At 41.0% G+C, this 16,642-nt stretch carries 11 protein-coding genes; all 11 read left to right on the forward strand.

Features of this window, described 5'->3' with window-relative positions; genetic code table 11:
- Window positions 1-15: 15 nt before the first annotated feature.
- The 11 genes from LF817_RS13765 (at window position 16) to LF817_RS13815 (ending at window position 16,617) form a co-directional block, all read left to right on the forward strand.
- Complete coding sequence (locus tag LF817_RS13765) at window positions 16-2,838, forward strand: 2-oxoglutarate dehydrogenase E1 component (RefSeq protein ID WP_253936451.1); 2,823 nt, start codon at window positions 16-18, stop codon at window positions 2,836-2,838.
- Window positions 2,825-4,159 carry a 2-oxoglutarate dehydrogenase complex dihydrolipoyllysine-residue succinyltransferase gene (gene odhB / locus LF817_RS13770; protein ID WP_253936383.1) on the forward strand — a complete coding sequence of 445 codons (1,335 nt, stop codon included), beginning with the start codon at window positions 2,825-2,827 and terminating at the stop codon, window positions 4,157-4,159. The genes LF817_RS13765 and odhB overlap by 14 nt, the downstream gene beginning before the upstream one ends.
- A gap of 930 nt (window positions 4,160-5,089) precedes the next feature.
- A complete protein-coding gene (gene yhbH, locus LF817_RS13775) occupies window positions 5,090-6,262 on the forward strand; it encodes a sporulation protein YhbH (RefSeq protein ID WP_371925065.1) in 1,173 nt (390 codons plus the stop codon).
- A 218-nt stretch (window positions 6,263-6,480) separates the two neighbouring features.
- A complete protein-coding gene (locus LF817_RS13780) occupies window positions 6,481-8,001 on the forward strand; it encodes a potassium/proton antiporter (protein WP_253936384.1) in 1,521 nt (506 codons plus the stop codon).
- Between the two features lie 244 nt (window positions 8,002-8,245).
- Window positions 8,246-9,061, forward strand: coding sequence for a pyrroline-5-carboxylate reductase (proC, locus tag LF817_RS13785; protein WP_253936385.1), 816 nt, complete (start codon window positions 8,246-8,248; stop codon window positions 9,059-9,061).
- 92 nt (window positions 9,062-9,153) lie between these two features.
- Window positions 9,154-9,630 carry a PH domain-containing protein gene (locus LF817_RS13790; protein ID WP_253936386.1) on the forward strand — a complete coding sequence of 159 codons (477 nt, stop codon included), beginning with the start codon at window positions 9,154-9,156 and terminating at the stop codon, window positions 9,628-9,630.
- Window positions 9,623-11,080: a PH domain-containing protein gene (locus LF817_RS13795; RefSeq protein WP_253936387.1), complete on the forward strand. Its 1,458-nt coding sequence runs from the start codon at window positions 9,623-9,625 to the stop codon at window positions 11,078-11,080. The genes LF817_RS13790 and LF817_RS13795 overlap by 8 nt, the downstream gene beginning before the upstream one ends.
- A 120-nt stretch (window positions 11,081-11,200) precedes the next feature.
- The gene (locus LF817_RS13800; protein WP_305882244.1) at window positions 11,201-12,496 is read left to right on the forward strand and encodes an NCS2 family permease; all 1,296 of its coding nucleotides are present in this window, start codon (window positions 11,201-11,203) and stop codon (window positions 12,494-12,496) included.
- Between the two features lie 392 nt (window positions 12,497-12,888).
- Window positions 12,889-14,430 (forward strand): spore germination protein, encoded by a 1,542-nt coding sequence (locus tag LF817_RS13805; protein ID WP_253936388.1) that lies wholly within the window; start codon window positions 12,889-12,891, stop codon window positions 14,428-14,430.
- Entirely contained in the window at window positions 14,399-15,505 is a 1,107-nt protein-coding gene (locus LF817_RS13810; protein ID WP_253936389.1) for a GerAB/ArcD/ProY family transporter, read from the forward strand. The genes LF817_RS13805 and LF817_RS13810 overlap by 32 nt, the downstream gene beginning before the upstream one ends.
- Complete coding sequence (locus LF817_RS13815) at window positions 15,502-16,617, forward strand: Ger(x)C family spore germination protein (RefSeq protein ID WP_253936390.1); 1,116 nt, start codon at window positions 15,502-15,504, stop codon at window positions 16,615-16,617. The genes LF817_RS13810 and LF817_RS13815 overlap by 4 nt, the downstream gene beginning before the upstream one ends.
- Window positions 16,618-16,642: the final 25 nt, after the last annotated feature.

A 16,642-nucleotide genomic window follows, 5' to 3' on the forward strand; every position in this document is an offset into this window, starting at 1 on the left:
TTTCATGGTCCGAATATGGGCTACATTGAAGAACAATACGAATCGTATGAAAAAGATCCACAGTCAGTTGATGCAACTTTAAAACAATTATTTGATGAACACGGAGCACCGGATTGGATGAGTGCTTCAGTTTCTACTTCTGCAAATGGAGAAGCTAAAGCCTCTTCTGTAGATATAAACAAGGTAACCTCAGCCCACAAACTGGTTGAGGCTATTAGACGTCATGGCCATCTTGATGCAAATATTTATGCTGTTGGCAGTAATGATCGGGCACCTACAAACATGTTAGAGATATCAAGATATGGCCTGAGTGAAGAAGATCTTGAAAATATCCCTGCTGAATGGGTATGGCAGAATTCACCGGTCAAATTAGAAAATGCTTTACAAGTCGTCAAAACTTTAAAAGAAAGATATGCAGGAACGACTGCTTTTGAATATGACCACGTCAGTCATGAGAATGAAAGACAATGGCTGCAGAATCAGATTGATTCCGCTTCATTTAAAGTAAACTTAAATAATGAAGAGAAAAAACAGTTACTTAAGAGGTTAGTTGATGTAGAGGGATTTGAACACTTTTTGGCGAGGACGTTCGTCGCACAGAAGCGTTTTTCTATTGAAGGTCTTGATGTAATGGTTCCTATGCTGGATCATATCGTCCAGGCTGCTTCCTCCGATAGAATCAGCAATATCATGATGGGGATGGCGCACCGCGGCAGATTAAATGTTCTGGCCCACGTCCTCGGGAAACCTTATGACCGTATCTTCTCTGAATTCCATCATTCTCCGGATAAAGAACTTGTTCCTTCCGAAGGGTCGACTGGAATCAACTATGGCTGGACTGGAGATGTGAAATATCATTTTGGTGCTCACCGTGAAATCGGCAATGGGCAGCAGTCCACCACCCAAGTGACGATGAGCCATAACCCTTCACACTTAGAATATGTGAATCCAGTAGTACAAGGTTTTACACGAGCAGCCCAGGATGACCGGACGAAACCAGGATATTCTCAGCTCGATGAAGAAGAAGCTTTTGGCATTCTAATTCATGGGGATGCTGCTTTTATAGGTGAAGGGGTTGTAGCAGAATCGCTGAACATGAAAGATTTACCTGGCTACCGTACAGGGGGGACTATTCATGTGATCGCAAACAATTTAGTTGGTTTCACGACCAATCGTAAGGATGGCCGGTCTACCCGCTACGCTAGTGATTTGGCCAAAGGTTTTGAAATTCCGATTCTTCACGTGAACGCGGATGACCCAGTAGCTTGTTTATCAGCGATCTCTTTTGCTTATGAATACCGTAAAAAGTTCAAAAAGGATTTTGTCATCGACTTGATCGGTTACCGCCGATACGGACATAATGAAATCGATGAGCCAAGATCTACTCAACCTAAACTTTACAAAGAAATAGATGATCACCCTACAGTGCCTCACATTTTCGAAAAACAATTAATTGAAGAAAATGTGGTGGAAGAAGGAACGCTAAAAGCGATGTTCGAAGAAGTAGAAAGCAATTTGCGTGATACTTATAACAATATGAAAGAAAATGAAACAGCGGAAGCGGATGTCAAAGATCGTCCAGGCGGGGTTGAAAAGCCTCTGGATGAGATCGTTACCGCCATAAATCTAGATCGTTTGAAAAAACTCAACAAGGAACTGCTCAAACGCCCAGAAGGCTTTAATGGTTTTAAAAAGCTTGAGAAGATTCTGCAGAAACGCAGCAATATGCTGGAAGACGGCAATAAAGTCGATTGGGCTACAGCAGAAGCTCTAGCTTTTGCTTCCATTATTGAAGACGGCAAACCTATTCGTATAACGGGTCAGGATACGGAGCGAGGAACCTTTGCTCATCGTCACCTCGTTCTTCACGATGTGGAAACGGACGAAACGTACTGCCCGCTTCATGGAATAGAACAAGCTGATGCTTCTTTTGATATTTTCAATAGCCCGTTGTCAGAAGCAGGTGTACTAGGATTCGAGTATGGATATAGTGTCCAAGCACCGGAAGCTCTCGTAATATGGGAGGCGCAGTTTGGTGATTTTGCCAATGCCGGCCAAGTTATTTTCGATCAGTTCGTTGCAGCAGGCCGCGCTAAATGGGGAGAGAAATCCAATATCGTATTCTTACTTCCTCATGGCTATGAAGGTCAAGGGCCTGAACACTCGAGTGCAAGGCTTGAACGTTTCTTGCAATTAGCGGCTGAGAATAACTGGACCGTAGCTAACGTTACCTCGTCTGCGCAATATTTCCATCTCCTTAGACGACAGGCGGCTATCAGCAACGAGGAAGAAGCACGACCACTAGTCCTCATGTCACCTAAAAGCCTGCTTAGAAATCAGCGTGTAGCTGATGAGGGCAGCAAGTTCAGCAAGCTTAACTTCCAGCCCATTTTAAGACAGCCGGGGCTGACTAAGGATACGAAAAAAGATAAAGAAAAAGTGAAATCGTTATTGTTAGGCAGTGGGAAAATAATGGTTGAAATTGAGGATTATGTTGAAAAACTTGAAGATACCTCCTTTGAGACTATAGATGCTGTGCGTGTTGAACAAATCTATCCATTCCCGACCAGACATTTACAAGAAATCTTAGGAGAATATCCTAATATAGAAGAGCTTGTCTGGGTGCAGGAAGAACCACAAAATATGGGAAGCTGGTATTTTGTTGAAGGAATTTTGCACAAACTGCTGAGTAAAGGACAAATCCACCGATATGTAGGAAGGCCGCACCGTGCTTCTCCGTCAGTCGGTGAACCGAATATCCACAAAACAGAACAAAATCGTATAATCAGAGAAGCGTTACAGTTGTCTAAAGGAGGAAATACAAATGAAGGAAATTAAGGTCCCTGAATTAGCTGAATCAATCACAGAAGGTACGATTGCCGAGTGGCTCGTAAAAAAAGGTGATCAAGTTGAGAAGGGAGACGCCATCCTTGAGCTTGAAACAGACAAAGTTAACGTAGAGGTTAATGCTGATGCCAGCGGTGTTTTAGCTGAAATCTTGAAAGAAGAAGGTGATGACGTTGAAGTTGGAGACGTCATCGCTAAAGTAGATGAAAACGGAGAAGCTGGAGGCTCTTCCGAAGAAGAAAACTCCGAGGAAGAAGAAAGTACCGAGGAACAAGAAGATACTGGGGATAAACAAGAAAATACAAAAGAGACGGCTCAAAAAGAAGAGTCTTCCGATGGTCAAGAAGAAGAGCCTGCAAAAGAAACTTCTTCTAATGAAAAAGAATCAAAAAATGATGTCGTAGCCACCCCGGCTGCTCGTAAGCGCGCGCGTGAGCTCGGTATCAATCTCAGTGAGATCAGTGCTAAAGATCCTTTAGGTCGTATTCGTCCTGAAGACGTTGATGCGGCTGCTCAAGGAGAAAGCAAGAAAGAGGAGAAGAAAGAAGCTCCTAAAAAAGAAAAGAAAAAAGAAAGCAAGCAGGAATCAAGTGAAAAGACAGAATTTGAAAAGCCTGTAGAGCGCATTAAAATGTCCCGTCGCCGTCAAACGATTGCTAAGCGTCTAGTTGAAGCCCAGCAAAGTTCAGCGATGCTGACGACATTTAATGAAGTAGATATGACGAATGTGATGAAGCTGCGCAGTGACCGTAAAGAGTCATTCCAGAGAAAGCATGATGTGAAACTAGGATTTATGTCATTCTTTACTAAGGCTGCAGTGGGAGCACTTAAGGAGTTCCCTAACATCAATGCTGAAATCCAGGGCAATGAAATCATCCAGAAGAAATTCTATGATATCGGTATGGCTGTTTCAACAGATGAAGGCCTGGTCGTGCCGGTTGTGCGCGACGCAGATCGCTTAGACTTTGCAGGAATTGAAAAAGGGATTATGGATATGGCCAAAAAGGCTCGTGATAAAGAACTGCAGCTTGATGATCTTCAAGGAGGTTCTTTCACGATCACAAATGGCGGAATATTCGGTTCTATGCTCTCTACACCGATTCTGAATTCACCTCAAGTCGGAATACTAGGGCTGCATAATATTGAGAAACGTCCTAAAGTCATGCCGGATGATACGATACAAGCTCGTCCGATGATGTATATTGCTTTATCCTACGATCACAGAATCGTAGATGGAAAAGAAGCTGTGCAATTCTTGCGCCGAATCAAGGAAATGATAGAAGATCCTTATGATCTGCTTTTAGAAGGATAATAATGAAGCCCCCGCTGCTCAGCGGGGGCTTTTTTATATCTGTTTTTTAAATGCCGATAATAGTAAAAGTAACATAATCAATACTTTTAGCCTTACAACGTTTTTTTAAAAAAAGCTATGTTAAAGGCGGCGGTTGATATGGATAAGTGAGTTATTCAACTATATGGCAGAATAGTGGAAGGCTAGGATTCGAGAAATTGGGTGAGGGGTCAGGGCGGCGGGGAATGACTCGCTTTAAGTGGGAGCGCGGTGAGCTTCCTCGGACGTCCCGTCCTGCGGGATCTCACCAAGCACTCTCTTCCCACAGGAGTCTCCCCATTCCCCGCCGCCCCTCACCGGTTATGTACTCAACGAAATCGCTTTAAAAAACTTCTTAGTAATATTGGTAGTATTAAACTTCAGTGATCTTTTTATCGTGTTTTTGTATAGAAACTTCCTGAACTTTAAGGTAGTTCCAAGCATTTTTTGCATACAGAAGTTCAGATGGTTATCACTTAAAAGTAGTTATTTTTTAAGTGAAGACACAAAAGTTGTTTACGTTATCCTCACAAAAGCAAGAAGGTCCGGGAAATTGCGAGACTCCTATGGGAGAACAGTACAGGGTGAGATCCCGGAGGGCGTTAGTCCCGAGGAAGCTCACCGTACGCCCATGGAAAGCGAGTGATTTCCCGGACCTTCAAGCACTATCTTTAGTAACGGAAACAGTTTAAATATCAACAAGGAACTTTAACATAACCTTGTAATTAAAAGGAACAGCTTTTGAATGCGAATATTTTATATAAGCGTACGTTCAAAAACACTTAAGTTTGCACTTCCTCCTCATAATTATAAATAAATCTTAATAAAAAACCAGTCATATCTGATTTCGCTTCATCCATCGAACTTGTCCTGCATATGATAGAGTAATCCACAAAGAGGAGGGGGAAAAATGTGTTGAATGATAAGAAGAACTTTGTCATTGCTGAAGACGACTGGTCCCTCCATCGAAAAGGCTATGATGACCAGAGGAGACACCAGGAAAAGGTTAAAGATGCAATGAACAAACAGTTACCAGATTTAATTACGGAAGAAAATATTGTGATGTCAAATGGAAAACGTGTTGTGAAGATACCCATTCGGTCACTTGATGAATATAAGATTCGGTATAATTACGACAAAAACAAACATGCAGGTCAAGGAGATGGAGATAGTCAAGTTGGTGATGTAGTTGGTCAGTCTCAAGAGGCTCAAAAAAAACCCGGGCAAGGAGAAGGTGCTGGAGACAAAGCTGGTGAAGATTATTATGAAGCAGAAGTCAGCTTAGCCGAGTTGGAAGAAGCCTTTTTCAAAGAGCTTACACTTCCTAATTTAGCTGAAAAAGAAAAAGACACGATCATGCATGAGGAAATTGAGTTTACAGACATTAGAAAAACGGGACTTGTAGGCAATATTGATAAGAAAAGGACGATGCTTGAGGCGTTCAAGCGAAACGCTCTCGGGGGGGATTCATCCTTTGCTCCGATTTATCCTGAAGATATTAGATTTAAAGCATGGACAGACCAAGATAAGCCTGAGTCAAAAGCTGTCGTCATCGCTATGATGGATACTTCCGGGTCTATGGGCCAGTGGGAGAAATATATGGCCAGAAGCTTTTTCTTCTGGATGAACCGATTTTTGAATAAAAATTATGAAACGGTTGACGTAGAGTTCATTGCCCACCATACGCAGGCTAAGATTGTGAGTGAGAATGACTTTTTCTCTAAAGGGGAAAGTGGGGGGACGATTTGTTCTTCTGCCTATAGAAAAGCATTAGAGTTGATTGATCAAAAGTATCCGCCTGAAAGATATAATATTTATCCTTTCCATTTCTCTGATGGGGATAATCTGACATCTGATAATAAACGCTGTGTCTCGCTGATTCACGATTTAATTGAAGTATCCCAGATGTTCGGATATGGTGAAGTCAATCAATATAACCGTTCATCAAGCTTAATGCAGGCATATAAATCAATTAGTCATCCTAAATTCCGCTATCATATTTTAAAGAAAAAAGCTGACGTATTCTACGCAATGAAGCATTTCTTTAATGAAGAAGTGAATGAAGAAATGGCATGGACAGAATGAGCTGAGGATTAAATTCCTTGGCTTATTTTTTTGGTGCGTAAATATGCTTGTCTGGACTTTTTGTAAAAAGCCAACGAAACCGATCTTCTGGGTAAAATGAAAAAATCTATATCAATAGTATTAAAGCATACAGAAAAGGGGTATAAGCTGAATTACTCCTATTTTGAAGGGGGTTGTTGTTATAATTGTATTAAGATACATAAAAGGAGTTCCGGATAATGATTCATGAAATATTAGAGTCTAATCAATTTATCATGCTCGTCGCTTTACTGCTCATTATGAGTGTAGTCGTAACTAAGTTTTCTTCCCGCCTGGGTGTACCTTCTCTTGTGTTGTTCATCGCTGTAGGAATGCTGGTCGGAAGTGATGGTCTGGGTTATATTTACTTCGACAATGCTGAAATCGCTCAATTGGTAGGTATTTTCGCCTTAATCGTCATTTTGTTCGAAGGGGGAATGCAGACTCAGTGGAAAGCTATTAAGCCTGTCATCGCTCCCTCGGTTACTTTAGCCACGTTAGGCGTTATTTTAACGAGTACGATTGTTGGGGTCGCCGCTAAGTATGTACTCGGTATTTCGTGGCTGGAGGCTTTTCTTTTAGGTTCCATAGTAGGTTCTACAGATGCGGCTGCAGTATTTGCTGTGTTAAAGGGGAAGAATATCCGAAACAAGCTGGAGGCCACTTTAGAAGCAGAGTCGGGCACGAATGATCCAATGGCTGTTTTTCTTACCATAAGTTTTATTCAAGTTCTGACAATGGACGAAACGAATGTTTTGGGAATGGTGGGGTCCTTTTTCTGGCAAATGGGAGGAGGGTTAGCGATTGGGCTTATAATCGGTTATGGAGCCAGCTTTGCTCTGAATCGAATTAATTTGGATTCCAGTGGATTATATCCTATTTTCGCTTTAGGGTTTGCTTTCCTTACATATGGAGCCAGTTCACTAATTCAAGCAAGCGGGTTGCTGTCAGTTTATGTAGCTGCTGTATTGATTGGAAATTCAGACTTGGCCTATCGTTATTCAATTTTAAGATTCCACGAAGGATTCGGCTGGATGGCCCAGATTCTCATGTTCATACTACTTGGGCTGTTTGTTTATCCTTCAGAGGTATTTACGTGGGAAGTCATCATCGACGGTTTATTGATTGCTTTAGTGCTCATAATCATCGCTCGTCCTGTTGCTACTTTCCTGAGTCTCATTTTCTTCAAGTTTAATATAAAGGAAAAGCTGTTTCTGTCATGGGCGGGTTTACGGGGAGCAGTACCGATTGTACTGGCCATTTTCCCTTTGTTGACAGATGTAGATAACAGTCAGCTGATGTTCAATGTCGTATTTTTTATTGTCATCATTTCTACTCTGCTTCAAGGTTCTACGATCACATGGGTTGCCGAGAAATTCAAGCTTGTGTCTGAAAGTAAAACGAATCCCATCCATTCTTTGGAATTAATATCGATTGGAAAAGCGAACGTAGAGCTTATGGAATATGATGTGAACGAAAAGAATTTAGTAGTGGGCCAGACATTGGAAACTATGGAACTTCCTAACAAAGCCTTAATTAATGCTATTATCAGGGATGGAGAAGTCATTACTCCTTATGGACAGACGACCATTAAAGCCGGGGACACGTTGTATATCATGGTTACGAAAAAGGTTAAAAAAGAAGTGAAAGATATGTTGGAAGCTGTTGCGGAAGAAGAGGTCAAAGAAGAGAAAAATTATAACGAAAAAAACCGAGCTTGAAGGTAGCTCGGCTTTTTTCGTAGCAGCTATGATATTTGTGGTCAATCGTTATGATATGAAGAATACACTGTTAATTATAGATAAGCTGCCTTGATTTGTAAAGGCTTTAAAGATAAAACATGTATTTTTTACTAGAGAGGCCTCTGAATTTTTTAAAAATTTAGTCAAGGGATTCTTGTCGTAACGTTGTCGTGTTGGGTCTAATCATATACAATTGAAGACACGAAAGAGAGGGGCTGGTATGGTGAGTAAAAAGATTGGTTTTTTAGGATGCGGACAAATGGGACAGGCTATGATACAGGGAATGATTGATTCTAAGGTGGTAGAAGCAAAGCAGATTTCTGCTACAGCTGTAACAGATGAGACCATTGATTTTGTGTCAGATGAATATGGAATTTATATTTCAAATGACAATAAAGAGTTGGCTGCTTCAAGTGATATTTTATTTTTGGCGGTCAAACCTTATATATATGAAGGTGTGCTTCAAGAAATAAGTGATTCTGTACCGGAAGATACCATTATTGTAACTGTTGCTGCAGGAATTACCCTCGCTAAAATTAATGATGCCTTTGACTTTAATGTGAAAGTCGTACGATCAATGCCGAATACCCCATCTCTAGTCGGCGCAGGTATGAGTGTACTCTGTCCGAATGATTTTGTGACAGAAGAAGATCTGGCTGGTGTGAAGGAGATTTTTGAAAGCTTCGGAGAGGCCGAGGTCATTGAAGAGAAGCTGATGGATGCGGTACCGGCCGTAAGCGGTTCCTCACCGGCTTTTGTATATATGTTTATAGAAGCAATGGCTGACGCTGCAGTACAGCAAGGGTTTCCAAGGGATAAGGCGTATAAACTCGCTGCTCAGTCTGTTCAAGGCGCCGCTAAAATGGTTCTGGAAACGGGCAGACATCCTGGTGAATTAAAAGATACGGTTTGTACTCCAGGCGGTACAACTATTGAAGGTGTGACCAAATTAGAAGAAACGGGACTGCGCAATTCGATCATCCAGGCGATGAATGCTTGTACAGCCCGTGCTAAACAATTATCCTCAGGTAATAAGTGACCACTATAAAATCCAGGCTGTTAAGTCTGGATTTTATAGTGAAACGTAAACGAGATATATACGTATAGAGTAAGATGAGGGAGGTTTTAGAGATGAATGAACCTACACAGCGAATTTCCATCAGGGCTCTTACTCTGTGGCGGATCCACGGGGTAATAAACGCAGCCGTTGTGGCGCTTGCTGCTATTGGCATAGGGTTACTTACATATTTTTTTGAGTGGTCGATGTGGCCGTTTATCATCATCAGCATTATCTTAGCTTTAGAGATCATTCTCTATATATTCGTTATTCCTACACTCAGATGGAAAAGGTGGCGATATGAAGTAAGGGAGCAGGAAATCGAACTGCAATATGGATTGTTCATCATTAAGCGTACGCTCGTTCCGATGGTGCGTGTACAACACGTTGATTCGGAACAAGGACCTTTACTGAGAAAGTACCGTTTAGCTACGATCAGCATTTCTACCGCTGCTACCACTCATAAGGTGCCTGCTTTAGACGAAGTGGAAGCTGAAGAGCTAAGACACTCTATTTCTTCATTGGCGAGGGTGGCGGAAGAAGATGTTTGAGCCAAAAAGATTACACCCGATTTCTGCACTTATTAATTTTATTAAAGGATTGAAAGATGCGATCCTTCCGCTGATTGCTGTTCTTTTTCTGAACAATAACCAGCAGGACGGTTGGCTTGGTTCGATGCCTCTACTTATTTCTGGTTCTCTTTTATTAGTTATATTAACGGCGGGGATTATTAAATGGCTCCGTTTCAGTTATTGGATTGAAGAAGGGGAGTTGAGGATAGAACACGGTTTGTTTGTGAAAAAGAAACGATACATCCCGATTGATCGTATACAGAGCTTGGATTTTTCTGAAGGTATATTTCATCGTCCGTTTCAACTCGTCAAAGTGAAGGTGGAAACCGCTGGATCCTCTGATGCGTTGGAGGCTGAAGCCGAATTGACAGCTATTCACAAAAAGGAAGCTGATCATATTCAGCTCGTCATCGATGAACGAAAGAAGGAAAAGTTCTCTGAGAATGAATACGAAGCAGTGGATCGTAAGTTAGTTTACCAAATGGAATTGAAAGACATTATTATTATGGCACTCACATCTGGCGGAGCAGGCGTTGTTATTTCAGGTGTACTCGTTTTTTTATCTCAAGGGATGGAGTTTTTACCGGTGGATGCCATATATGATGAAGTCATCAGCTGGCTGCAGGTAGGGCTGCTAGTCGTCGCTGCAGCTATACTATTTGTTCTGTTTATTGCCTATGGTATCTCAGTCATTCTTACCATCTTTCGATATAGTAATTTCTCTGTTTATATCGATAATGGGGATATCATAATGACTAGAGGTTTACTCGAAAAGAAGCAAGTCACAATTCCTCTGAATCGTATCCAGGGCGTTCGTGTTGATGAAAACCCGATACGCCAGCCTCTTGGGTATGCTACGGTTACGATTATTAGTGCTGGGGGGAGTGTTAACGATAGCGATCAAACATTGACAATCCTTCCGTTGATTAAACGGAAGCAAATTACGGACGTTTTACGGAGAATCATCGACGACTATGAATGGGATCTTCCTGCAAACCGAGTGCCTAAACGTTCATTATTTCGATATATTCTAAGGTTTATCTGGCTGCCTGCGGTCATAGCAGGAGTTGTAAGTTATTATTTATTTCCATTCGGTCTTCTAGCCTGGATACTAGTCCCGGCAGCATCCATATTCGGATATTTGTCCTTTAAAGATGCAGGGTGGAATATAAATGGTAACCAGCTTACATTGATTAGACGGATATTAGTTAAACAGACTTATGTTATGAAGAAGCACCGTATACAAGCTGTCACTAAGGACCAGACGATTTTTCAAAAAAGAGCCCGTTTGGCTTCTATAGAAGCTACATTGAAATCTGGCGCTGGCGGGGCAAGCGCCCGCTTATGGTATTTAGAAGAAAAAGATACGGATATTGTCATGTCATGGTATCGCTACAAGGATTCTTATAATAACGGTTCCCTCGATTGAGAGGGGACCGTTTTTTTTGGCCTAAAACACGAACGATATAAAGTAATGATTGAAATTTGTTCGGAAAAAGAATATTATATTAAATGTTGGTCATTTCATTTGGAAAGTAAGGTGTTTCTTATGTTTAACATGTTTCGTTTAGAAGAAAATAATACGAATATACGAACTGAGTTGCTGGCAGGATTTACGACATTCCTCACTATGGTCTATATTGTCGTTGTGAACCCTGCGATTCTTTCAGAAGCAGGTCTGCCATTTGAACAAGTATTCATGGCTACTGTAATCGCTGCAATTATAGGTACATTAATTATGGCCCTGGCTGCTAATTATCCAATTGCTATTGCCCCTGGCATGGGAATGAATGCATATTTTGTAACTGAAGTCGTTCAGCAGGATGTGAGTTATTCGGTTATATTAGGTACAGTATTTTTAGCTGGTGTATTATTTGTCATCTTAAGCATGACGAGTTTACGGGAAGTATTGATCACAGCGATCCCCCCTTCATTAAAGTATGGCATTACATCAGGTATTGGATTATTTATTGCATTTTTAGGGCTAAGGATGTCTGGAGTTATTGTAGCGAGTGAATCAACGCTGGTAACGTTAGGTGACCTGACTGCCCCAGGTGCATTTCTTACTATTGTAGGTTTGTTTGTTACGTTAGCCTTAATCGCAAGACGTGTGACAGGTGCTCTATTCATTGGTATGTTAGTCACAGCAGTAATCGGAATGTTTACAGGCCAGTTATCTTTTGCTGAGGGTTATGTCTCCGCTCCCCCGGCGCCTGTATTCTGGGATATGGACCTTGCCGGTGTTTTTAGTAATGGGCTTTATACTGTAATTTTCGCATTTTTACTAGTGACCATTTTTGACACTACAGGAACGATGATTGGAGTAGCAGAACAAGCTGGATTTATGAGGAAAGATGGAAGTCTGCCGAGAGCAAGAGCAGCATTAATGGCTGATGCTACAGCGACTACGGCTGGAGCGATGTTCGGAACGAGCCCATCTTCTGCTTATATAGAATCTTCTTCAGGAGTTGCTGTGGGCGGGCGTACAGGTTTGACGACAATTGTAGTAGCTGGTTTATTTCTACTGTCAATTTTCTTCTCCCCTATTGTAGGGGCGGTTTCCGGATTGCCTGCTATTACCGCTCCAGTTCTTATTATTGTAGGCTGCTTTATGATGGAAGGATTGGCTAAAGTGGACTGGAAAAAGTTCGATGAAGCTTTTCCAGCCTTTATCATCATTTTGACTATGCCGCTTACTTCTAGTATCGCATCAGGAATAGCTATCGGTTTCATTACGTACCCCTTATTGAAATTATTTAGTGGAAAAGGAAAAGACGTTCACTGGATTTTATATTTGTTTGGCTTTATTTTTATCATTCAAATGACCTTCTTTCCAGGTCATTAGATTGTATAACCACTGCATATGCAGTGGTTATTTTTTATCCTTGCAGTCCATACGCCACTGCACGAAGCGATGCTGCTTTCGCATAAGGAGTCTCGTCCACCTCATTCGCACTAGTCCGTGGAAGATGAACGTACGAGAGTAACTTCCCTGACCTTCCAGCTCCATTCTTAGAAAAAGAAACCATCTCGAAGCTAAGTCACGGATTAAGTTCTACTACCACAAGGGGGAGGAAACTTTTATAACCGTTCGTTTTTTCAGTTTGAAATATTCACAATTTAATAAATTTATTGAGGTTGTACATCAAAACTTTTATTCACAGACTGACTTTATTTTCGTTCCTTTCCATGAATAGGAACGCATACTTTAAGGCATGCTAATTTCAGGTGATGAATATGGGATTTTTCAGGAAATTTTTTCAAGGTGAACCATTACAAGATCGTAAAATAGCTGATGATAAGCAAGAACCAAAACAACCAAGCACAAAAAATCTTTCCCGCAATATTGATTATTTGTTAAACGAATTCAAATACACGGATGATTTGAAAATCCGTGTGCTGAAAAAAGGCGATGCAGCACTGCTTTACTTTGAAGCCATGACCGATCAGGAAAAAGTACAGCAAATGATTTTTGATCCCATCGAAATGGGAAAAGCCGATCATATTTATGATATTCCAAACTCAAAGGAAACAACTAATCTTGAGGAATGTATCCGTTCTTTATTAAGAGGTCATGCCATCTATATGGAAGATGGGCATGAACGAGTCACCATGTTCAACGTGACATCTGTTTTCAATCGATCCGTTGAGGAACCTGCGAACGAAAAAGTGGTACGAGGAGCCCATGATGGATTTGTAGAAAACTTAATGATTAATATTAACCTTGTAAGAAAAAGAATCGAACATCGAGATTTGACCGTGAAATTTTTCAAAGTAGGGAAAAAAACGAATACGAATGTTGCGATTGTTTATATGGATGGCATTGCCAATCCGGAGCTTGTCCAAAAGGTTAAAAAAAGGATTCAATCGGTTCATACGGATAAAGTCCAGAGCCCGGGTTTTATGGAGGAGTTCATGGAAGATTCTCCTTTATCTCCCTTTCCGCAAATGTTAAACAGTGAGCGTCCGGACCGGATAGTGGCCAGCATAATGGAAGGACGTGTCGCAATGTTTACAGAGGGCAGTCCGACCGCGATTGTAGCACCGTCTACTTTTTTTATGTTCTATCAATCTCCCGACGACTACAACACCAGATGGTATGCGGGAACATTCGTCCGGTTGATCAGGTTTGCCAGTTTTTTAATTGCGGTCGGTTTACCGGCTTTTTATATTTCTGTAGTTAGTTTTCACTTTGAAGTCATACCAGATGACTTAATTACTCCTATTAAGAGTTCAATCAATGAAATTGCTTATCCTCCGATTTTGGAAGCCTTGGTAATGGTGGTCATTATTGAACTCATACGTGAAGCGGGGATAAGACTTCCTTCGCCCGTAGGCCAAACAATCGGTATCGTAGGGGGATTGGTTATCGGGGACGCTGTCGTAAGAGCGGGGCTAGTATCCAATATCATGGTCATCGTCGTAGCTCTTACCGCGATCGCCTCTTTCGTTGTGCCTTCTAATGAACTGAGTATGACTTTACGCCTGCTTACGTTTCCTTTGATATTTCTAGCAGGAACATTGGGATTTGTAGGACTGATTTTCGGATTTTTACTGATCGCTGTACATTTGGCCAAACTAGAGTCGTTTGGCACTCCTTACTTCGCACCTGTAGCTCCATTAAGAATAAAAGATTTAAAAGACACATTTGTAAGGCTCCCCATATTCACAATGAAGCAAAGACCTAAAGGTGCGCAGCCCGTCAGTACTACAGCTGTAGAAGAGGGAGCAAGGGGGTGGAAGAAAGATGAGCAGTCAAACCAATCAAAAGATAAGTAGACGGCAATTTTTCTTCGTGATCATCCAAACTCAAATCGGGGTAGGGATTTTAGCTCTGCCTTTTGATTTGCATCATACTGCGAAGCAGGACGGTTGGATTTCACTTCTGATTGCGGGAGTATTGATTCAACTGCTTTTATTCCTTCTATGGTGGCTGGCAAAAAGATTTCCATCGAAAGATTATTTTCAAATTCAAGAGTATGTGTTGTCGCGATGGTTTGGAAAAGTTACTTCTTTCCTATACGTTATATATTTCTGTTCAGTGGGCATATTGATTGTCCTTATCTACAGCCGCTTGATCAGTATCTGGGTACTCCCTAATACGCCTTTTTGGGTGTTGGGGTTTATGATGGTTTTCATATGTTTATATATGGTTTGCTGCAGCCTGCTCGTCATCGCAAGACTATATATGATGTTTGCCGCCCTGTTGATTATAATGGTCGTGTTTATTTTTTATTCAGCTAAAGATAGTAAGCTTATGTATATATTTCCGGTAGGAGAAGCAGGGTGGTCTAATATTATTGCAGGAATAGATATGGGAATTCTCTCTTTTCTCGGTTTTATCGTTTCATTAGTGCTATATTCCAAGACGGAGGGGACGGCTAAGGAGAAATTGGTGGCCATTCAGTCGGCGCAAGCTTTTGTTTTCACATTTTACTTAGCGATCGTATTAATTACCTTCACGTTTTTCAGCACACAGGAAATGGCACTCGTTCCTCAACCAGTCTTATATATGTTGAAATCGTATGAATTTCCCATTGTAGCCAGGATCGATTTGTTTTTTATATCTACGTGGATTGTCTTTGTGGCTACCTCATTATCGACATACTTACTCATGTCTTCACTCGGATTGACAACTATCTTTAAATCACTTCCTACAAAATGGGCAACTATAGGAGTAGCCGTGACCATTTTCATCACAGCCACTTATATTGGTTACGATATTAGTAAGTTGAATAATTTCAACACATACGTTAAAAAGGGCGGCTATATTTTTTCTATTGGACTGCCACTCGTGGTACTTATATTCAGTTTTTTTAGGAAATCACCTGCTAAAGAGGGGGCGTCCTCATGATAAGGTTCATTATTTGTAATCTCTGCACTTTGCTTATTTTAACGGGATGCTGGGATCAGCGACAATTTAAAAATGTCAAACTCACTCTAACGATTGGATATGATGAGGGTGAAGAAGGGGAAATTTATGAAACGGTATCGATTCCTACCGTCAAAGGGTCTGAAGGTATAGTTGAAGAGACTGTCCAAGTTCTATCTTCGGATGCACGTACTCCATTAGATGCCAGGGATAAAATTGATCAGATGATTTCTGAATCGTTTAATCCGTCAAAAGTAAAAGTGGTTCTCATTGGCGATGAATTAGCGAAAAGTGATATTTACCCACTACTTGACAATTTCTATCGCAATCCAAACAGCAACCTTAATGCACAATTGACCATTGTCGAAGGGACAGCTAAAGAAGCGATTAATTTCAACAGTACAGGTGATACGAAAATAAGTGAATACATCAGTGGGATATTGAAAGGTGCTTCTTCTGCTACTCATGCACACGCGGACAACATGCAAATGCTTTGGGGGGAACTGATTGAAGAAGGGGAAGACTTTACTTTGCCTCTTCTTAAGGTGGATGAAGAAAGTGATGTAATTAAATTCAACGGCTTAGGATTGATGCGTGAAGATTATTATACTGGAATTAAAATTTCACCAGAACAATCTACCTTGTTCTTACTGATGGAAGGTAATAAAGGGAACGTGGCTCGTATGACGAGAAAGGTGTTGGATGATCAACCAACTCCTATCCTTGAATATATTACCTTTCAAGTGCTGGATTTCGATCGGAAAATGAAAATAAGACCAGAGGGAAAGGAAGTGAATGTGGATATGGCCTTGAATTTAGATATACACGTGACCGAATATCCCCATGATCACTTAGTTGATGAGAAAATTATTGAAGATTTAAATAATGATCTATCAAATATTCTGACTGAGGAAGCAAGTGAAATTTTCAGCATTACGCAAGAAGCGAACAGTGATGTATTTTCGATCGGCCGCATGCTGAAAGCCTATCATCCTGATGTTTGGAAGGAATTGGATTGGGCGGAGGGTTACAAAGATGTGACTTTTAATCCTAAAGTGGAAGTAACGATTCAAAACCATGGGATTATCAATTAAATTTTTTTCGGATATTGAAACCTTT

This window comes from Halobacillus sp. A1 (assembly GCF_024189295.1).
GTDB lineage: Bacteria > Bacillota > Bacilli > Bacillales > Halobacillaceae > Halobacillus_A.